This is a genomic window from Parasphingorhabdus halotolerans (genome assembly GCF_012516475.1).
In the GTDB taxonomy this organism is placed as follows: domain Bacteria; phylum Pseudomonadota; class Alphaproteobacteria; order Sphingomonadales; family Sphingomonadaceae; genus Parasphingorhabdus; species Parasphingorhabdus halotolerans.
This window is the reverse complement of sequence record NZ_CP051217.1, coordinates 2,161,897-2,182,951: the sequence shown is the minus strand read 5'-3', so window position 1 is coordinate 2,182,951 and position 21,055 is coordinate 2,161,897. Positions and strand designations below refer to the sequence as shown.

Sequence of the window (21,055 nt, the reverse complement as noted above, 5' to 3'; positions counted from 1 at the left end):
CACTAAGCAGCACTCTCATCGCCGGACTGAAAGTAACTGCCATATTGGGATGAATAAAATGCCGGATCGCCATATCCTTCGCGCGCCTGTTTGCGCCAATCTACCATCGACAGAGCTACCCCGGCCACCGGGATGTTAGTTCGCGAGAGGATTGACAGGCTTTCTTCCACAGCATTCAACGCAGTTGAGCGCCAACGGCACATCAAGAGAGCAGTATCGCAATGGTTTGAGAGAGCGAGTACATCCGAGGAGGCCAGAACCGGCGGGCCATCGAGAATGATGAGGTCATGACTTTCTCTCAAAATGGCGATCAACGCGGTCATTTCCTGACCACCCAACTGACCCGCATGGCTGCCGCCAGAACCCGGTAATATCAGCAGCTCGAGATCAGTAAGCGGGTCTTTCCCCACATATTCAGCTAGCGCATGATAATCAGGCTGGCCTTCCGAGGCGATCTCAGAATCACCACTCGCGCAGTATCGATGCAGCGATGGCATGCGCAAATCGCAATCAACAACGATAGCTTTTAGTCCGGTCAACGCCGCCACCCGGCCAAGGCAGACTGCGCTCGTCGTCTTGCCTTCATCGGGCAAGGACGATGTGATCAGAACAATTTTGGCCTGATCTGCTTGTTGATCGTGATAAATTTCGCCGAGCAGTTTCCGATATTGTTCAGCAAAAGCCGATCCGGGACCAGCGGCGATAAGATCAGGTGGCAGGGTCGGTGGTACTTGAGTCTTCTTATCAAGCGTAGAAGCCATTTCAGGCAAGGATGGCAATGCTCTGACACCAAGCTTGCGGGCTATTTCGGCAGGTGTCGACAACCGGCTATCCATGCTCGCCAACGCCACGACGGATGATAACGCCATTCCGACCGCCAGAAAACTTCCCAATATCAGATTCATGACTTTATTCGGCTTTGATGGCGTCAGCGGCGCGACCGCTCGTGATACGATGCTGACATTGGTTTGCTCTGCTCCTGCCTCAATCGTGCTCTCCTGATAGCGTGTCAAATATACCTCATAAGTTGCGCGAACGGCTTGCGCTTTGCGTTCCAAAGCATCCAGCTGCACCTTAGCGCTATTGGTTCTCGCCAGAGCCAATTTGGTAGTACCCACGGTGCCGGATAACGAGATTCGCCGACCCGACGCCGCGCGCGCTTCCGCCCGGAGGCGATCCAGTTCTTCGTCCCGGCGCGCTGAAAAAGCGGTTTTTGCGCGAAGTTCTTCTTCTGCCAACGAGGATGCGACTTGATCGACCTGTGCTCTTGCCGCCTGATAGCCTGGATGGTCAGGGCGATAGATTCTGCGCGCCTGCTTCCAGTCCAACTCCGCTGCTGCGTGCCGGGAAAGTAATGCTTCAAGCGCCGGAGTTCTGGCCGCAGCCAGTCTGGCACTCGCGCCTTGGGCGCTTCCAAGCCGACCGATCGCCGCTTGTTCTTCCGCCAGCGCTTTCGCGAGCGCGTCATCTATCGAGGCAATCGATTGCTCAGCTAGCGTCGCGCCTTCAACGCTCATTAGGTCTTCTGAATTTTTGAAATTCTGAACTTGTCGCTCGGCATCTTCGACCGCGACTGCCATTTCGTCTATTCGCTCCGCAAGCAGCGCATTTTTTTGCGAGGCCGCTTTTCGTTTTGCCACAATTTGCTGCCCTAGATAGATTTCCGCATAAGCGTTGGCCACTGCGGCAGCGGTTTGCGGATTGTCCGACCAGAAATTAATATTGATAAGCGACGTCTCGCCCGAGCGGTTGATGGTGATATTTTCTACGACAGTATCTGCGCTAATTTTCGGAGTTTTTTTGCCCGAAAATTGCTTTGCAACACCATAGGCCAACGCTCGGTTATGAAGGAGTTCGACTTCCGTATCGATGACCTGATCAATCTTGGCGGCGGGCTCCGAAGGAAGCTCGGTAGAAGGCAAGACCGGTCGCACCTGAGTATCTATCCTGATTTGAGCCGTGGCTTCATATTTCGGTGTTTGAAGAAAGGTGAAGAGAAAAACGACGGCCAAGAGACCAACCGAAATCACGCAAAATTGCCCTGCATATCTTCTGCACGAGGAAAGAATTGCTTCTATGTCGAGTCTTTCGATCAAGGAGCCAGAATCCGGCAGGGATTTATTTCTCATGGCAAATACTCATGCTGTAATTTTCAGTGAGAAAGTGAATCGGGATTGATGGAATGATTGATCTTTGAATCGTTTGCCGGCTGATTGATCCAGAAATTGATAACGCCCATGGATGGCTATCAAGGGGCTTAAACGCCACACCGCTCCGGTTTCCAGAAATAGCCGGCTTATGTGCCGATCCGCTTGCGCCAATTTGTAATTTTCTTGCCGCCCGAGAAAATTCAGGATGAGATGCCGGCGCAACTCATGGTCAATTGAAACTTCTGTTTCGTTTACAAAACGGCTGCCAAAGGCAAGGGAACCTCCATCTTCAATTTTCCTCGAGAAACTGGCCTCAACGCTAGTCAGTAGGGTCGGTAGCCACTTTATCTCGGCCTCAGTGGATATGCCTTTGGCAGCGAGTAGTGGGGCCGCATAATATTGTTCAAGATATCCGGTCGCTGCTGTAAATTCGATCACGGGCGTAAGTTTGAAACGGACACCCGCGCCCAGTTCAAAACCCGAGGTGTCGCGCTGAATAGAGAGATTCCCAGCAGGAGCTTTATAAACCTGACGATTATAACGGAAGCTGGTGAAAATCGCGGTGTCAGGACTGAACGCATATTCCGTTTCCACCGAAGGTCGATATTCTTGCCTGCTGCGCTGGCTTTCGGGCAATATGACCGATCGATCACTTCTCAATCGACCATCGCGGTAGTCATAGTCCAGCGCCTCCATGCTTACTATGGCGAGCAACCGGCCAGCCGTCTTGCGGATATTGGCGCGAGCCTGAAATCGGGTAAAAATAACCGGCTGCGCGTTGGTAACCGTAGCAAAACGATCAGCGCGGTCTTCGGCGTATCGACCATAAGCAGAGATGAATTCGACTGAATAGCCACGGGAAGTTACGGTACGCGTTTCTAGATTTCCGGAAAATGCATCTGTATTTTCCTGAGTAAAGCGCAAGTGGCGGTTGAATGTGAACTGACCAGTTAGCCGAAATTGATTCGAGGGATTATTTCCGACGATCGCAATGCGGGGTTGAAAGGCAAGGCGCATGTCTTGCGCGTTACCCTCGGAACTACCAAACAGATTATCATCATATTCCTGCAACAGCGTAAGTTCCGGGTAGATCGTCGTCGCACCAATACGCAGTCCGCTCGGTACAAACCTGTTTTGCTGCCGCACCTGCATGTCAATCATGCGGTCATCACGGAACGGATCATCTGCTGCGCGTATATTATCAGCATCAAAGATGAGTTGCGCGCGAACAGGCTGTGTCGTTGTCAATATTACCAATGGCGCCAGCCGCAAAATAGTTGCGCGTCTATTTCCAATATTGCTTGCTGGGATATTTCTTGCCGCCAAATCAGAAATATCTTTCCAAAATCAATATCGTATCACCGGGGCCAATGATAAGTTTTCCGTCGCTGCGTATCCGGATATTGTAGGCTGCGCCTTCTCTTTGCAGAGTGAGCTTTCCGGTGTTGGCACGATACGTATAGCCACCTGCGATGGCTACCGCTTGATGGAGCGTGAGCCCGGCTGTGTAGGGGTAGTTTCCGGGTCGATTCACTTCTCCGAGAATATAGAACGGCCTGAATGCGACAATCTCGGCTGATAATCGCGGATCTGTATAATATCCGGCGGCCAGTCGCTGGACTATGTCATCTTGCAGTTGCTCGATTGTCTTTCCCGACGCTTTGATATTTCCAATCAGGGGAAGGGAAAGATTGCCCAGTGTCGAGACTGCATATTCGCCTGAGAAACTATCATCGCCATAAAGGCCCAGCTTCAAACGATCACCAGCGCCGAGAAAATAGCCTGAAGCGCTTTGCATCAGAGGTGGCACATCTGCAGAGACTCGGGTCGCCGGTGCGCAGGATACTAAAAACCCACAAACAATGGCTAAAACGGCTGCATGAACTATGGTCCTAATATGCATTTTTGTGGATCAGCACAAAGGGAGTAGCGGCGAGAATATATATGTCGCGCCAGATCGACCAATCCCGTAAATAGTCCATGTCGGATTTGAGCCGGTTGACAAGATCAACCCGCTCGTCGGTCGCGCCTCGAAAGCCACGTATTTGCGCGAGTCCCGTCATTCCCGGTTTGATGGCATGACGGCGCCAATAGTCTTGATCGATTTCCCAGAATAATTGGTTTTCTGCCTGAGATGCCAAAGCGTGGGGGCGGGGACCGACAAGACTCATCTCACCCCGCAGCACATTCAGCAGCTGGGGCAGCTCATCAATGCTTGTAGCTCTTATGAACTTGCCAATTGACGTCATGCGATCATCCGATTGGGTTACGGATTTTTGGCCCGAAAAATCAGTGCTTTTGGTTTTGAGACTGCGGAATTTATACAGTGGGAAAAGCCGGTTCCCACGACCAATGCGAACTTGTTCGAAAATCATGGGGCCGGGGTGATCCAATTTCACAAGCAGCCCCGTTAACAGCATTAATGGTATGAACAGAAACAACAAAATTATTGCGCCGCAGATATCAAAAATGCGTTTGAGACATCGCTGATCCGGGTTCAGGGCAATTTTCGGTTTCAAGAATATATCATGTTGAATGGTGCCGGTGGAAAATATGCCAAGGCCACTCGCATTCGGAACGTAGAACCGAATCTCACTCTGGCTGCCACTTAAAAACTGTGCCCAACGTTCACATCGCTCGGCGTTACACGCGATTACGACGCGATCAGCATGTTGAAGGGAATCGGCCGCCCAGTGGCGCATAAGCGGATTATCTGGGTCTGGTTCCAGACCGCGCGCGTGAGCATCAATAGTTCGAAATCCGGCGGGCACCTGAACTTGAACCGAGTCAACAACGAGAACATTGTCAAACAAGTTTGATTGGGAGTTTTTGCCGATCAAACTCCTAACTGCCATTCGAAGAGATAGAGCGGCGATGGTTAAAAGAGCGCCGGTTGCGAAAACCATTGAAAACACGTTCACAATCTCACGGTGCAGGACAAACTTTATAGCGAATATTGTTAGAAGGGCGTAAAATATGGGAAGCACGACCGACGATGCTGATTTGCGAAAATGCAGCAGTTTATCGAAATGAAAGGCTCGCGCGGTAATGGCAAATACCAGGTAGAAAACAGCAAAGAGAAATTGTGCTTCAATGTTCGGAATCAAGGCTTGGCCGATAGGGAACCGGAATAGGAAAAATGCCGATGCGATGCATATTACCACCATATCGAAAATCACCACGCCGCAACCGATCGAAAGACGCAATTGATATGCCGGAATGGAAAACCACCGATTGGTGGATTGCGCCAAAGCTATATCACACTGCATCGATGGAGTGATTTGCACCGCCGGCCCCTTCCAACAATAGATTCGATTTGTTGGTTCCGATGACCGACAAAATCGTGACTCCCGTTCCACAACCAACCTTGTGGACGCGCCTGTTCTCGTTAGCTTATTGATCCTGGTGAAATTTTGTAACCAAAATCGCGGCTTGCGGTCGGGATGGGACGGATATTAACTTATTGATAAATATACCTAATTTCGCGTTGGCTTAAACTGTCAAATCCGCTCTCGTCAAATTGGCCGGGGATCCGTACCGGATTTCCACCGAATCGGAGACGTTTAAATTTTAATCTAATCCAAGCTGGGTGAGATTAAAGCCCATCGGACGCGCGATCTCGATCCGGCAGTCTGCGAGGCCGGGAACAAGAGAGAATGGCATATCGAAATTCAAGCCATTGCCACTGCTGACAACATCCGCCGTGGAAGGATTGCGGGAACGGACAATATAGTCAATGTCGGCCGCCGGAGAGAGTGAGCCCTGTGCACCGCTGGCATAATATTGGCTGCCCCACCGCACCTTGTTATAGTAAAAACTCGGACCACCAATCGAGCGCAAGCCAACAGGCGGTCCATCACCGGCCAGATTGCTTATTTTTAGTGCCATGACACCTTGAATGATATCTCCGGCAACGAAGTTATGAGCAAAACCGTTGTTGCGGATTGAGCAGATCGAAGTCGAGGCAGCGGTACCGCTTATTTCCAAAACCTGGCTGTTCCAGTCGCGCAAAACACCTTTGCTTGGTGATATCGCGGCGCCAGATGGATTGACCAGCGAATATCCGCTTGCCAGCCCACCGCTATCCCCGGTTAGATAGCTTTCGGCCGCCATGAAGTTGTCGGCAATCTCAAACTGGTCGTAAGCAGAGCCGGTTTTCCAATCGGGCGCCATTTGAGCCCACATATTGGCAGCCTGCAGCTTTGCCCCAAGCGGGGTTTGGTGAACGCCCGGCGTATCATAGCTATGGACTCCGGTTGTTGTTGCGCTGGTGGCCAGTTCGATTCCGGCCCAGCAGTTGGACAGAAACGTTACGCGGCCGTCGGCTGCTGCCATAGCGTCAAACTCGGCTTTCCGGATGCCGCCATCAAGATAAGTGCTTTTGGTCGGCGCTACTGGCGTGATATATATTTTCCGGGCAGCGGAACAGGCTGATATCACCGCATCGAAATGCGCCCATTCATCGGCTGCACTGCCGGGTCCGTTTTCGATGCCCCCGAGTATCAGGATACCATCATCAACAACATTCGCGATGGCAACGGCGCGCGCTGCATAGCCTGAGGGGGCCTGGCCCTTGATGGCCATATTGCCGCCAGTGGTGCCTGATCCATCGCCAACACCGGGATTGGTTGTCGAGGGAAAGATAAACCGGCCATCAGCCTCGCCAATCAACCATGTTATATATCCGGAAGGGAAACTATCCTGCTCGGCATAGCTCAGACTGTCTCCAACAACATATAATTTGGTTCCTGCCGGGATAAGGTCTGCACCGGGATGATTGCCGGCCTGAACCGCTGTTGGCGACTGGCGGCTACCAAAACCGAATCCGAAGCCAGCCATTATGCCAACCCGATGATATCGGCGGCCGTTGTCCCCGACGCCCGCACATGGCTGGCGCGAACATCGAGTATTGCGCCGCTTGCAATATTTTTGAAAACGCGATCGCTATCATCATGGACGAGCTGGACCACCAGATCACCGCCAGTACCGACATATAATGCCTTGCTGATCATCGGGAGAGAAGCCGAGTCATCGGGCGCGATGTTAAAACTGCTACCGGCTGGTGCCATCACGCTTTGTGTAGTGCGGGCATATTTGTCATTCATGCTGATATCCTTTTTTGGTGAATGTCGAATCATGTACTAACCAAATAGGATTTATGTAGGAAAGGACTTTCTTGCGGGCATCGTTTGCGCGGTCGCGAGAACTGACATTCGAATTATTTACCAATAGCTGCTAAGCGATCCGCTTTAAGAGATGGCAAACGAAAGATCTGAAATGAACCTTGGCATGGAGAAGGCGCGGCAAGACCGGGTTTTGGTAACTGGCGCGGCGGGTTTTATCGGCCATGCGGTGTCCCACGCTCTGGTTGCCCGAGGTGAGAGAGTTGTCGGAATCGATAATCTCAACGACTATTATGACCCGGAACTCAAAGCAGCGCGGCTCACAAATTTGCAGGCGCTCCAGGGCGTCGAATTTATTGAAATGGATATTTCCGATAATGAAGCGGTAGACCAGTTGGTTCGGGGTCATGGCATAAAGCGCATCATTCATCTCGCGGCGCAAGCGGGCGTGCGCTACAGTATTGAAAACCCGTTCGCTTATCAAAAATCCAATCTACTGGGTCATTTGTCGCTGCTTGAAGCCAGCCGCCATACCGAGAATTTCGAACATCTGGTCTACGCATCATCCAGCTCGGTCTATGGCGACAAACCAATGGGCGGAGAGGGTTTTAAGGAAGAAGAACCCGCTACCGATCCGGTATCACTATATGCCGCCACCAAACGCTCGTGCGAATTGATGAGTCAGTCCTATGCCAAGCTATACGGATTCCCACAAACGGGATTGCGCTTCTTCACGGTGTATGGCCCGTGGGGTCGCCCCGATATGGCCTATTTCGGGTTTACCAAGAAGATTCTCGCTGGAGAACCAATCGAAGTGTATGGCGAGGGCAAAATGGCGCGCGATTTCACCTATATTGATGACATTGTCGATGGAATTTTGGGTGCACTCGACAATCCGCCCGAAGTCGGTGCGCACCGGGTCCTGAATATTGGCGACAGCCGTCCCGTGGGTTTAATGGAAATGATCAAGGCGCTGGAAGACGCATTAGGCATTGAGGCAGAGAAGATTATGCGGCCGATGCAGCCGGGCGATGTAACGGCCACTTATGCCGATGTGTCGAAGCTTCATGCTCTTACCGGCTATCAGCCGAAGGTTATGCTCGAGCATGGACTGAAACAGTTTGTTAGCTGGTACCGTGAATTTTACGGGAACTCCGCACCCGAATAACTAGGCAATAACTAGCGCGTCTCGGCCCGCAACATGACTTGTTGTGCCACCAGATTGAGCTGTTCGTTCACACCATCGTCCGAACAAACTCCATCACAAAACATTCCGCCCAGAGCATTAATCCCTACACCCAGGGGGGTCGGCCAGCCCCGCAATGAATGAACAATGGAACGCAGCGCAGCCAAAGTACTGCCGACCGCTTGCCAGCCATGCGCTGTAACAATCAATCCAATAGGTATGCCGTCGAGATAGACGCGCTCATCTCCTGACGTTTCTTCGATATAATCAATCGCATTTTTTACCAACCCGGATACCGTGCCGTGATACCCCGGACTCGACAGCAAGACGCCATCAGCGCGGCGTACCAGTTCGACAAGGTCCTTACCGGTATCATTGAGACCTGCAGGATCAGAGCGATAATGTGGCAGCAACATGAGCCGATGCGAACCAAAAAGTTCCGTGTCAGCACCAGCTTCATTCGCGCTCTGCAGCGCTATTGCCAGCGCCTGTTCGGTTGATGATTCCGGATTGGTTGTGCCGCCAAGGCCTAGAATAAAAGGTTTTTTTGCCATCAACCTCTTATCGGTGGTTTATTCTGTTTTGCAACAGTCGCGATCGTTGCAGCGACCCCATGCTACTTAATTGACCAGTTAAACAGCTGCCGCTAGAGGATTACCGAGCTTAGAATTTTCCGAAATACAGCATCCATCAGCTTTGCAATAAAGGACTCCCCATGCGTAAATTTACCGAAGAGCAACATATGTTCCGCGATGCCTATCGCCGTTTTCTGGCAGAACAAGTGGCTCCCAGAATGGACGAATTTCGTGAAGCGGGCATAGTTGATCGCGAAATTTTCAAAAAAGCAGGCGACCAGGGCTTTTTAATGATTTGGCCAGATGAAAAATATGGCGGGATGGGCGATGATGATTTCCGCTACGAGCAGATCATCATTGAAGAAACGACCCGGGCCGGCTGCGCCGAATGGTACAACACCCTGCATAGCCGCCTTGTCGGACCTTATTTCAAGAATATCGGTAACGAGGAACAACGCGAGCGATTTCTCCCCAAATGCGTGACCGGCGAAACTATACTCGCTGTAGCGATGACAGAGCCAGGTGCAGGCAGCGATCTCTCCGGCATGAAATCTACGGCCAAGGATATGGGCGATCATTGGATATTAAACGGTTCCAAAACCTATATTTCCAACGGGATTAACGCAGACGTGGTGATTGCTGCTGCAAAAATCGACGGGATTGATGACAAGCATGCGATGGTCTTGCTGATTGTTGAACGCGGGATGGAAGGCTTTGAACGCGGTCAGAATCTGGAAAAAATTGGCTTGCATGCCCAGGATACCGCTGAGTTGTTTTTCAACGATGTAAAAATTCCGAAAGAAAATACGCTGGGTACTCCCGGCAAAGGCTTTGTCCATTTGATGGAAGGGCTGGCCGAAGAACGGCTGATCGCAATGGTCGGCTATGCGGCTTCTGCGCGTCGCGCGTTTGATGTGACCCGCGAGTTCGTGATGGAGCGCGATGTGTTTGGAAAAAAACTGTCTGATATGCAGAATACGCAGTTTAAAATGGCCGAAATGGATGCCAAGATTGATATGCTGCAAGTCTATATCGACCATTGCGTCGAAGTACATAATCAGGGCGGACTAAATGCCAACATCGCCGCCAAAGGCAAGATGCTCGGCAGTGAAATCGAGTGGGAAATGGCCGACCTTGGTCTGCAGCTCCATGGCGGCGCTGGCTATATGAGGGAATATGAAATTAGCCGGATTTTCACCGATGCACGAATGAGCCGGATTTATGCCGGTAGCTCAGAAATCATGCGTTATATTGTTGGTCGCGATGTGTTCAGCCAGAAATATCAATCAATCCTCGAATAGGTTATGATGACGTCACCCCGACGCGGATAGTGATTCGCATGTTGTCTAATTGACGTTTACGTAAACTGCTTGACTGTGTTGCGGCGCAGCATTAGCTTTGCACAATCAGCTTTCCCCTTCTTCTACTTAAGAGGACTATTTTATGACCGAAGCCTTTATCTATGACGCTGTTCGCAGCCCGCGCGGCAAAGGCCGCAGCGACGGTAGCCTGCACGAAATTACCGCTCTTGATCTCGCCTCGCAGGTTCTTGCCTCGGTCAACGATCGCAACGGCTTGGAAGGGCATGAAGTAGAAGATGTGGCTTTTGGCTGCGTCTCACCGGTCGGCGAACAAGGAGCAGTTATTAGCCGCTCGGCAGTGCTCAAAGCAGGCTATGCAGAAACGACGTCGGCCATTCAGGTAAACCGCTTTTGCGGTTCAGGCCTCGAAGCGGTCAATCTGGCGGCAGCAAAGGTTAAAGCGGGTGAAACCGACCTCGCCATTGGCGGCGGCATCGAATCCATGTCCCGCGTACCCATGGGTAGCGACGGCATGGGCGGTATGGCCGACCCCACTTTGGTGTTTCAGGAATATTTCATCCCGCAGGGCATTTCCGCTGATCTGATTGCTACCAAATATGGCTACAGCCGTGATGATGTGGACGCTTATGCCGTAGAAAGCCAAAAGCGCGCAGCCAAAGCATGGGATGAAAAGCGCTTTGCAAAATCCATCCTGCCAATCAAGGATGTGATCGGCGAGACCGTGCTTGATCATGATGAGTTGATGCGGCCTGAAACCAATATGCAATCACTTGGCGCATTGAGCCCAGCTTTCCAGATGATGGGCGAGCAGATGCCCGGCTTTAATGATGTTGCAATCTTGAAGCATCCCGATGTCGAAAAGATCAACCACGTCCATCACGCTGGCAATAGCTCCGGCATCGTTGATGGTTCTGCCGCCGTATTGCTTGGCAACGAAATGGCAGGCGACAAATATAATCTCAAATCACGCGCGCGAATCGTCTCAATGGCAGCGATTGGCAGCGAACCGACGATCATGCTCACAGGACCGGAGTTTGCCGCCAAGAAGGCATTGGATCGTGCTGGAATGTCAGCCAATGATATTGATATCTGGGAACTCAACGAGGCTTTTGCAGCTGTCGTTCTGCGCTTCATGGATGCAATGAATGTCGATCACAGCGTTATGAACGTAAACGGCGGCGCGATTGCGATGGGCCATCCGTTGGGTGCAACCGGTGCAATGATCCTTGGAACTGTGCTTGATGAGCTGGAGCGTTCCAACAAGCAAACCGCTCTCACAACTTTATGCATCGGCGGCGGCATGGGCATCGCCACAATCATTGAGCGGGTGAACTAGGCGGAACGTTTGGCCCCACCCAACCTATAGAAATTTAGCAGGACAAAAATATGACCTACGAAACAATGACAGTGGATATCGACAGCGACGGCGTCGCGCTCGTCACCATCGACGTTCCCGGCAAACCAATGAACGTATGGGACGACGCGTTGATGGAAGAATTTCCAAGATTTGTTGATGAGCTTATCAATAATGACGACATCAGAGGCGCCGTTTTGGTCTCGGGCAAAGCATCCGGTTTTCTTGCAGGTGCTGACCTCAACATGCTTGGATCTTCCAAGGCACAAACCACAAAAGAGGCCTTTGAAATGGCTTGGGGATTAAACGCCAATTTGCGCCGCATGGAAACCGGTGGTCATTCGGCCAAGGATTTGCTCAAAGGTACAGCCCACGCCAAACCCGTCGCATGTGCATTGCATGGCCTTGCTCTGGGTGGTGGTCTGGAACTGGCGCTTGCCTGCCATTACCGTGTCTGTTCAGACAATCCGAAGATTCAACTCGGCCTTCCTGAAGTACAAGTTGGTTTGCTACCGGGCGGCGGCGGCACGCAACGCCTGCCACGCCTCGCTGGTTTGCAAGCGGCAGGCATGGCGATCATGATGGGCCAACCGATGAACCCGCAAGCGGCACTGGCGCAAAATATCGTCAACGAAGTCGTTCCGCACGACGAAGTGGTCGACAAAGCCAAAGCATGGGTAAAAGCCAATCCGAAAGCATCCGCGCCCTGGGATAAGAAAGGCTACAAATTCCCTGGAGGCGCCGGTTCGATGGACCCGCGCGCCGTGCCGCTTTACATGGGCAGTTCCGCGATCGCACTCAAACAGTCGAAAGGCAATTATGAGGCGGTCAAGGCGATCCTCTCCTGCCTTTATGAAGGTTCGATGTTGCCGATGGACACTGCGCTGCGCGTGGAAAGCAAATATTTCACGAAGCTCTTGAGCGGCCCGCAAGCCAAAAACATGATCCGCACTTTGTTCATTAACAAACAGGCGGCTGAAAAAGGTGCGGCTCGTCCAAAGGGCGTTCCCGCCTCTGACCTAAAGACCGTTGGCGTACTCGGTGCTGGCCTGATGGGTTCCGGCATCACCCACGTTACGGCCAAAGGCGGGATGAATGTAATTGTCCTCGACCGGAGTATGGAAGAAGCACAGAAAGCCGTCGCCTATAGCCAGAAGATCGTCGACAAGAATGTCGCGCGCGGCAAGATGACCAAGGAAAAGGCCGAAGCTTTCATGGCCTTGATCACGCCTACCGACAATTATGACGACCTCAAGGATGTCGATTTGATCATCGAAGCGGTGTTTGAGCGCCCCGACATCAAGGCCGATGTGATCAAGAAAACCGAAGCAGTGATCCGCAAGGATGTGGTTTTCGCCTCGAACACTTCGACCCTGCCGATCACCGGCCTTGCCAAGAACAGCGAACGGCCCGATCAATTTATAGGCATGCATTTTTTCTCTCCTGTAGAAAGAATGCCCTTGCTGGAAATCATCCCTGGCGCAGAAACCGGTGACAAGGCTCTGGCCGTCGCGCTCGATTACAATGCTAAAATCCGCAAGACACCGATTGTGGTTAAAGACGTTCGCGGCTTCTACACCAACCGCGTGTTCCCGCCATATGCCAATGAAGCAATGCTAATGATCGCTGAAGGCGTGAAACCGGCACTGATTGAAAATGCAGCTGTTGCCATGGGTATGCCGATTGGTCCGCTCGCCGTGGTCGACGAAACCACCTTGCAGTTGGGCTACGACATCATGACTTCGACCAAAGAAGAAATGGGCGATTCTTACGTTCCAAGCGGAACAGAAGACTTGATGGAGATCATGGTCAAAAAGGTCGATCGTCGGGGTCGACGCTTTGGCGGTGGTTTCTATGAATATGCCGATGATGGTTCGAAGAAGCTTTGGCCGGGTCTGGCTGACCATTTCCCGCTCGCCGATGAGCAGCCGGATGTTGAAACCGTCAAACAACGTTTGATGTATATCCAGCTTATCGCCACCGCCCAATGTTATCACGAGGGCGTTGTATCCGATCCGCAATCTGCTGATCTCGGCGCAATTTTTGGCTGGGGGTTCCCGCCTTATACGGGCGGCCCGATGAGCGAAATTGATACAATCGGCGTCGGGAATTTTGTGCGCACGGCAGACACGCTAGCTCAAAAACATGGCGAACGGTTCAAGCCTCCTATGAGCTTCCGCGAAAAAGCGGATGCAGGGGAAAGCTTCTACAAGGCGGCTTAGCTCGCTTCACGGTCTTAAAAATTCGGGGTCGGTTGCATCATGCAAACGGCCCCTTTTTATTGCGTGCTGTTCATAGTAGAGCATAGATAGAGAGAGGCAGGATAAAGATAGTATATGCCACAATATAAGTCGAAGGTCGCAACCGCGTCCGATAGTTTCGTACAAAATCGCACTGATATGTTGGAACTCATCGATCACCTAAGGTCGTTGGAAAGGCGCGCGGTCGAAGCGTCCGAGAAACGTCGGCCCACTTTTGAAAAGCGCGGCCAGTTAACCCCGCACGAGCGGCTTGCGCGACTACTTGATCCTGGTATGCCTTGGCTGCGACTTTATAATATGGCGAATTATCTCGTCGAGGATAGCAATCCCGAGACCAGCATCCCTGGAGGCAGTGTCATTTTAGGCATTGGTTTTGTCAAAGGTGTCCGCTGCATGATTTGGGTTGATGATAGCGGCATTCGTGCAGGAGCTGCGACAACGGGCGGATGGGATGCTTGCAAGGGTGCTCAGAAAATTGCGCAAGATTTGAAACTGCCCTTTATTCACCTGGTCGAAAGTGCCGGCGCAAACCTGATGGAATATAAGGTCGAGCTTTGGGCCTATGGTGGGATGCTGTTCCGCAATCTGGCTTGGCTGAGCGCGGCTGGTATTCCAACCATGGTCATCCTGCATGGGCCTTCGACGGCCGGCGGGGCGTATATGCCGGGCATGTCCGACTATGTGGTCGGGATACGCGAAAACGGCATGGCCGCGTTGGGCGGAGCAGCTCTGGTCCATGCGGCAACCGGCGAAGTTGCCGATGACCGTGAGCTGGGCGGCACCGAGATGCACGCCAGCACAACCGGCACGGTGGAATATCTGGCCGACGATGACGCACACGGCATTGCCATTGCCCGTGACACTTTGGGACGATTGGACTGGAACAAAAACACCATGCCTATCCGTCGCAACGATTATGAAGAACCAATATACGACATTGATGAGATCGCCGGGATTGTGCCTATCGATTACACGATTCCTTATGACGTGCGTGAAGTTGCGGCACGGATTGTCGATGGCTCTGATTTTGAGGAATTCAAATCGCGCTATGGCCCCGGAACCGTCTGTATGCAGGCAAGCATCATGGGTCACGCGGTCGGGCTGATCGGCAATAACGGACCATTCGACCCCGAAGCCGCCGCCAAGGCGACGCATTTTTTCCAGTTATGCGACCAATCACAGCTGCCGATCATTTTCCTCAACAACACCACCGGCTATATTGTTGGTACCGAGTCCGAACATAAGGGAATGATCAAGCTGGGCTCTAAAATGATCCAGGCGGTTTCCAACGTCCGGGTACCGAAATTATCACTGTATATCGGCGCAAGCTTTGGCGCTGGTAATTACGGGATGAGCGGCGTCGCCTTTGAACCGGATTTCCTGTTTAGCTGGCCCAATGCCAAAACCGGCGTGATGGCGGGCGCCTCGGCGGCCAACACGATGAGCCATGTGGCGCGGGTGCAGGCCAAACGAAAGGGTGTGGAACCGGACGAAGAGATGATCGCCAAACAGGACAAACGGATTCGGGATATTTTTGAGGCGCAGGAAAGTGCGTTTTTCACCTCTGGCCGGGTTTTGGATCATGGGGTGATTGATCCGCGCGATACAAGGAAGGTTTTGGGCTTTGCGCTGGAAACAATATTTGAGGCGCAGAACCGGACGCTGCACCCCAATGCCTTCGGGGTAGCGCGGATATGACCGAACTGCCAAAAACCGAAACGCTCGAACTCGAACTTAAACAAGGCTGGCTTACCATCTGGTTCAACCAACCGGACAATCGCAACGCGCTAAGCGACGCCTTGGTGGCGGAGCTAGCTGCTGTTCTAAAAAGCGTTCGTGATGATCGTGCGGTACGCGGCATTACTTTGCGCGGACGCGGCGGGGTATTTTGTGCCGGCGCCGATCTCAAAAACTTCAAACAAAATTTTCAGACGAGCGGTGACCGCAATGCGATCATCCAAATGTCCAGCGGCGCAGCGGAAATCTTTGATCTGGTCAATACTGCGCCACAAGTCGTTATCGTTTTAATCGAAGGCGCGGCAATGGCTGGTGGCTTTGGGCTCTCATGCTGCGCCGACGTTGTACTCTGCGAAACCGGGGCCCGCTTTGCGATGACCGAGACGGCGATTGGACTGTCGCCTGCACAGATTTCACCCTTTGTAATTCAGAAACTCGGCTACGCGACCGGGCGCAGACTTATGCTGACAGCTGCCCGCTTTGACGGGGCCGAAGCACATGAACTGGGTTTTGCCGACTTTATTGCGGATGATGTCGCAGGACTGGAAATCATCGAAACGCAAATCCGCAAGCAGGTTCTGGGCGCTGCCCCCGGTGCTATTGCAGCGACCAAGGAATTGCTCGGTCAAATCTCAGGCAAACGTCGTGACGAAGTGATCCACCTGGCTGCAGAGAATTTTGCTGATCGCATGGTAAGCGACGAAGCGAAAGAAGGCGTCGCGAGTTTCTTTGAAAAGCGCAAACCCAATTGGGTGGTGAAACCAGAATGAGTCTCGTGCAGCCATCTAATCCGTTCGTCCTGAGCTTGTCGAAGGACAGATCGTGCGAATTCATGCTTCGACAGGCTCAGGACGAACGGAGTGCAGGGAACTACATATGACGAAAATCAACACCCTCCTTGTCGCTAATCGCGGGGAAATTGCCTGCCGGATCATGCGTACTGCCATAGCGCAGGGCCTGCGCACCGTCGCTGTTTATTCCGATGCAGATGCCAAAGCTCTTCATGTTAAAATGGCGGATGATGCCGTGTGGATCGGTCCGGCACCGGTTAATGAATCCTATCTGCTAATCGACAAGATCATTCAGGCCGCTAAAGATACCGGCGCGGATGCGATTCATCCTGGCTATGGGTTCCTGTCCGAGAACGCCGCATTCAGCCAGGCTTGCGCCAATGCCGGAATCATCTTTGTCGGCCCGCCCGAAAAAGCCATTGATGTGATGGGCGACAAGGCGCGATCAAAACGCGCGATGATAACCGCAGGCGTCCCTTGTGTCCCCGGATATCAGGATGATGACCAGTCCGACGAAACCCTGATCTCCGAAGCAAAGAAGATCGGTGCCCCGCTGATGGTCAAAGCGGCGGCTGGCGGCGGCGGTCGCGGTATGCGGCTAGTGCATGATCTGGGCGAGGTCCCGAACGCAATAAAGCTGGCGCGTTCCGAGGCGGAAAATGCTTTTGGTAATGGCGAGCTGATTCTTGAAAAGGCAATCATTAAACCGCGCCATGTCGAGATACAGGTTTTTGCCGATAGCCATGGCAATACCATTCATCTCGGCGAACGCGACTGTTCGGTTCAACGGCGGCATCAGAAGGTTATCGAAGAAGCGCCTTGTCCGGTGTTGACGCTTGAGCTGCGAGCCCAAATGGGTGCCGCAGCGGTCGAGGCGGCGCGGGCTGTGGATTATGTCGGCGCAGGGACGGTTGAATTTCTGCTCGACCAGTCCGGTGAATTCTACTTCCTCGAAATGAACACCCGTTTGCAGGTCGAACACCCTGTGACGGAAGAAATTACAGGCCTTGATCTGGTGGCGCTCCAACTCAAAGTTGCGCAAGGCGACTTGCTGGGCATTACGCAAGATGACGTCAAGCTGTCTGGGCACGCGATGGAAGTCCGGCTCTATGCGGAAGATCCTAACGACGATTTTCTGCCCAGCACCGGTCATATCGATCTCTGGAAGCCCTCTGATCTGTCCCGCGTCGATAGCGGGATCGAAACCGGTGGCGAGGTTTCGCCCTTTTACGATAGCATGGTCGCCAAGATCATCACCCATGGCGCAACCCGCGATGAAGCCCGGCGACGGATGATCAAGGCGCTTTCCGAAACCGCTCTATTCGGTCCAAAAACCAATCGCGATTTCCTGATCGACGCGCTCGACAAGCCGGACTTTGTCGATGGTCAGGCGACCACGGCGTTCATTGCCGAAAATTATGGAGAGGGCGGCGTTGATCTGGGCACCCTTAGTTTTGAATATTATGCGATAGCAGCTGTTTTGCAGCATAAATTGCGGCAGCGGGCCGCTCATAAAATGGCGCTGAATGTCAATACCGAAATGCTCGATTGGTCCAACACAGGGGCTTTGGAAACAGTTGTGCAATATACTGGGCAAAATGAAGGGGACGAAGACAAGCAGAGCATCCATGTCCATGTGTCAGACCCGCATAAGTATAAGGTGACCCGTGGTGGTGATGAGGCAGACGTCGAGCTGCTGTCCATGTCCACCGACAAAGCAAAACTCAAGGTCAATGGTCATAATGTTATTGCCATTTATCATCACAATCATCGAACCCTGCATATCGCAACGCCCAAACGCTCGCTGACGGTCACCGACCTCACCGGCCTGAGTGCAATGGAAGATGCCGGTGGTGGCGGGACTGTGGTTGCACCAATGCACGGCCAATTGCTGGAGATATTGGTTGAAGAGGGAATGCGCGTTTCCAAGGGCGACAAACTAGCCGTTCTTGAGGCGATGAAAATGCAGCATGAGATTCTGGCGGAGATTGATGGCACTGTGGAAATGATCGCCGCCAAAGCAGGGACGCAGATCGCGGCGGATGACTTGATCCTGGAAATCGCGGCTGACGAGGACAAGATTGATGATACCTAAACATCTCGCCCTTCGCCGTGAACTTGTTGCAGTGTTTCAAAAACCGTCGTCCTTATGTCGACGGGTTCAGCGCAAACGGGGTTAGACATATGAAAAATAAAATATGCAATATGCTGGGAATTGAATTTCCGCTCGTCGCCTTTTCCCATTGCCGCGATGTCGTTGCTGCCGTGTCCAAAGCGGGCGGGATGGGCGTTTTTGGCGGAGTGAATTGCACGCCAGAAACCCTCGAAGAGGAACTGAGCTGGATCGACGATCATGTCGGCGGCAAACCCTATGGTCTCGATATCATCGTACCGAACAAGGTTGAGGGTCGCGGCGAACCATTTGACGAAGAGGCCATGCTTGCCCGTATTCCGGCAGAACATATCGCATTTACAGAAGAGCTTATGAAACGCCATGGCGTCGATGCAGGTGATCTTGATCCTGTGCGCCGCGAGCATGTTGTGGGTTCGCAAAACCTGATTGGCGACAATGCCGATGCGATTCTGGAAGTGGCCTTCCGGCATCCGATCAAGCTCATCGCCAATGCCCTGGGCATCCCGCCACAGGTGATGTTGGAACTGGGACAGAAACACGACGTTCCCGTTGCAGCGTTGGTCGGAACCAGAGAACACGCCATGAGTCAGGTCGCTGCGGGTGTTGATATTATCATTGCCGTTGGCGGTGAAGCTGGCGGCCACACTGGTGATGTTGCAACTATGGTTTTAATTCCGGAAGTCTGTAACGCGCTAACCGAGATTGGCGAGGAAACACCGGTGCTCGCAGCGGGCGGCATTGCGACCGGTGCCCAAATGGCGGCCGCCATGGCAATGGGCGCGGCTGGCGTATGGTGTGGTTCGGTCTGGCTGACGACGGTCGAAGCAGAGACGAACCCGATCGTGAAAGAAAAAATGCTGTTGGCAACTTCTCGCGATACGGTTCGGGCAAGATCCCGCACTGGCAAGCCTTCGCGTCAATTGCGATCCCCCTGGACCGACGCGTGGGAGGCAGAAAGTGCCCCAACACCGCTGCCTATGCCGCTTCAGTCTCTGGTCTCGGAGCCGCCGCTTCGCACAATCGACAAACTGTCCCAGGGAGACAATCAGGGTGCAAAAGATCTCGCCACCTATTGGGTCGGGCAGGGTGTTGGGCTGATGAACGAGCAAATGACAGCTGGCCAAGTGGTGCAGGAATTCAAGGAAGATTTCCTTGCCGCATACGAAAGATTAGCCGCCAATCTGGAAGAATAAACGGGAGAGAAGCATGGCCAACGTAACAGCACAGCAACCACTGGCTGGGATAAAGGTCGTCGAGTTCTCCACCATGATTACTGCATCGCTTGCCACCATGATGTTTGCGCAGCAAGGGGCGGATGTCATCAAGGTTGAGCCCCCCGGTATCGGTGATCCAATGCGCTGGCTGGGCAGTCAGAAAGCGGGAATTTCGGGCTTGTTCAACAATTGCAACCGCGCCAAACGCTCAGTTACCCTGGATCTGAAACTGGCGGAAGACGTCGCCATTGCCCGGAAATTGTGCCTCGATGCCGACGTCGTGATTCACAATTATCGTCCCGGCGTGATGTCCCGGCTTGGGCTCAGCAGCACAAGTCTGCGGGTTGAAAAGCCAGAACTCATATATTGCGCGATTACAGGGTTTGGCCGCGATGGGCCGCTCGCCGGACGGCCCGCCTATGATCATGTGATGCAAGCAATGACCGGCTTCATGACCTTGCAGGGTAGTCCCGATAGCTTTGCCTATGTCAAAACCCTGATCTGCGACAAGGTTACAGCTTACACTGCTGCCCAGGCCATAACGGCAGCTTTGTTTGCGCGGGAACGAACCGGAGCAGGCCAGCATATTGATCTGTCTATGATCGAAAGCTGTCTTGCTTTCATTTGGCCGGACGGCGGAATGCATCTTACCTTGCTTGACGACGACGTCGCACATGGCGCACCTTTTTCTGACTATTACCAGATGCCGATGCGGACGACCGATGGGGCTATTGCATATGCCGCGATGAGCGATGCGCATTGGGAGGCTGTCTTTGATGCCGTCGGCAGACCCGACCTCAAAGCGGAAGAAAAATACAAAGGCCTCGCCAATCGCAGCATACACATGGCGGAGCTGGCACAGTTAGTTGCGAATGAGCAACCCGGATTGGCCAGCGCAGAATTGGTTGCACGACTAGCCGAAAAAGATGTTCCGGCTGCGCCATGCATAGCGTTGGCGGATATTCCGGACCACGAACAGACAATAGCGCTTGGCAGTTTTGAAGCTGAAAATCACCCTCTTCTCGGTTCTGTCCGCAATGTCGCACCGCCAGTTCACTTTGGCGGCAAGAGAACAAAGCCTGCTGGCAACGCTCCAGCGCTTGGCCAGCATAATGACGAAATCATTCGACCATTGCGAAAGTCGCTGGGCCAATAGATGTTATAAATCAATCCAGACGGAATCGATTATCTTGCGAAGAACCGTGATA

Annotated in this window: 16 protein-coding genes; 9 read left to right on the top strand and 7 right to left on the bottom strand. The window is 52.8% G+C overall.

Translation table 11 applies throughout. From position 1 onward, the window contains the following. Nucleotides 1-2 precede the first annotated feature (2 nt). The 6 genes from HF685_RS10735 to HF685_RS10710 all read right to left on the bottom strand — a co-directional run bounded on the left by HF685_RS10735 (nt 3) and on the right by HF685_RS10710 (nt 7,255). Nucleotides 3-2,129, bottom strand: a complete 2,127-nt coding sequence (locus tag HF685_RS10735; RefSeq protein WP_168819901.1) for a GumC family protein — start codon at nt 2,127-2,129, stop codon at nt 3-5. 9 nt (nt 2,130-2,138) lie between these two features. Continuing rightward, nucleotides 2,139-3,398, bottom strand: a complete 1,260-nt coding sequence (locus tag HF685_RS10730) for an outer membrane beta-barrel protein (protein ID WP_168819899.1) — start codon at nt 3,396-3,398, stop codon at nt 2,139-2,141. Nucleotides 3,399-3,477: 79 nt separating this feature from the next. Continuing rightward, the gene (locus HF685_RS10725; RefSeq protein WP_168819897.1) at nt 3,478-3,948 is read right to left on the bottom strand and encodes a polysaccharide biosynthesis/export family protein; all 471 of its coding nucleotides are present in this window, start codon (nt 3,946-3,948) and stop codon (nt 3,478-3,480) included. Between the two features lie 94 nt (nt 3,949-4,042). Then, entirely contained in the window at nt 4,043-5,437 is a 1,395-nt protein-coding gene (locus HF685_RS10720; RefSeq protein WP_246218586.1) for a sugar transferase, read from the bottom strand. 283 nt (nt 5,438-5,720) lie between these two features. Then, complete coding sequence (locus HF685_RS10715) at nt 5,721-6,989, bottom strand: hypothetical protein (protein ID WP_168819895.1); 1,269 nt, start codon at nt 6,987-6,989, stop codon at nt 5,721-5,723. Continuing rightward, nucleotides 6,989-7,255: a spike base protein, RCAP_Rcc01079 family gene (locus HF685_RS10710; RefSeq protein ID WP_168819893.1), complete on the bottom strand. Its 267-nt coding sequence runs from the start codon at nt 7,253-7,255 to the stop codon at nt 6,989-6,991. The genes HF685_RS10715 and HF685_RS10710 overlap by 1 nt, the downstream gene beginning before the upstream one ends. A gap of 151 nt (nt 7,256-7,406) precedes the next feature. On the opposite strand from HF685_RS10710, the gene HF685_RS10705 reads away from it, so the two are divergent. Beyond that, nucleotides 7,407-8,441: an SDR family NAD(P)-dependent oxidoreductase gene (locus HF685_RS10705; RefSeq protein WP_246218585.1), complete on the top strand. Its 1,035-nt coding sequence runs from the start codon at nt 7,407-7,409 to the stop codon at nt 8,439-8,441. 11 nt (nt 8,442-8,452) lie between these two features. Here the strand turns inward: HF685_RS10705 and HF685_RS10700 are convergent, their stop codons facing one another. Continuing rightward, nucleotides 8,453-9,013, bottom strand: a complete 561-nt coding sequence (locus HF685_RS10700; RefSeq protein WP_168819891.1) for an NADPH-dependent FMN reductase — start codon at nt 9,011-9,013, stop codon at nt 8,453-8,455. 161 nt (nt 9,014-9,174) lie between these two features. Between HF685_RS10700 and HF685_RS10695 the strand changes: the two genes are divergently transcribed. The 8 genes from HF685_RS10695 to HF685_RS10660 all read left to right on the top strand — a co-directional run bounded on the left by HF685_RS10695 (nt 9,175) and on the right by HF685_RS10660 (nt 21,003). Next, the gene (locus HF685_RS10695) at nt 9,175-10,335 is read left to right on the top strand and encodes an acyl-CoA dehydrogenase family protein (RefSeq protein WP_168819889.1); all 1,161 of its coding nucleotides are present in this window, start codon (nt 9,175-9,177) and stop codon (nt 10,333-10,335) included. 142 nt (nt 10,336-10,477) lie between these two features. Continuing rightward, nucleotides 10,478-11,692: an acetyl-CoA C-acetyltransferase gene (locus HF685_RS10690; RefSeq protein WP_168819887.1), complete on the top strand. Its 1,215-nt coding sequence runs from the start codon at nt 10,478-10,480 to the stop codon at nt 11,690-11,692. A 50-nt stretch (nt 11,693-11,742) separates the two neighbouring features. Next, nucleotides 11,743-13,932: a 3-hydroxyacyl-CoA dehydrogenase NAD-binding domain-containing protein gene (locus HF685_RS10685; RefSeq protein ID WP_168819885.1), complete on the top strand. Its 2,190-nt coding sequence runs from the start codon at nt 11,743-11,745 to the stop codon at nt 13,930-13,932. Between the two features lie 114 nt (nt 13,933-14,046). Next, nucleotides 14,047-15,669, top strand: coding sequence for an acyl-CoA carboxylase subunit beta (locus HF685_RS10680; RefSeq protein WP_168819883.1), 1,623 nt, complete (start codon nt 14,047-14,049; stop codon nt 15,667-15,669). Continuing rightward, nucleotides 15,666-16,478, top strand: coding sequence for an enoyl-CoA hydratase/isomerase family protein (locus HF685_RS10675; RefSeq protein WP_168819881.1), 813 nt, complete (start codon nt 15,666-15,668; stop codon nt 16,476-16,478). The genes HF685_RS10680 and HF685_RS10675 overlap by 4 nt, the downstream gene beginning before the upstream one ends. A 106-nt stretch (nt 16,479-16,584) precedes the next feature. Next, the gene (locus HF685_RS10670; protein WP_168819879.1) at nt 16,585-18,594 is read left to right on the top strand and encodes an acetyl/propionyl/methylcrotonyl-CoA carboxylase subunit alpha; all 2,010 of its coding nucleotides are present in this window, start codon (nt 16,585-16,587) and stop codon (nt 18,592-18,594) included. An 89-nt stretch (nt 18,595-18,683) separates the two neighbouring features. Next, nucleotides 18,684-19,826, top strand: coding sequence for an NAD(P)H-dependent flavin oxidoreductase (locus tag HF685_RS10665; protein ID WP_168819877.1), 1,143 nt, complete (start codon nt 18,684-18,686; stop codon nt 19,824-19,826). 13 nt (nt 19,827-19,839) lie between these two features. Next, entirely contained in the window at nt 19,840-21,003 is a 1,164-nt protein-coding gene (locus HF685_RS10660) for a CaiB/BaiF CoA transferase family protein (protein ID WP_168819875.1), read from the top strand. Nucleotides 21,004-21,055: the final 52 nt, after the last annotated feature.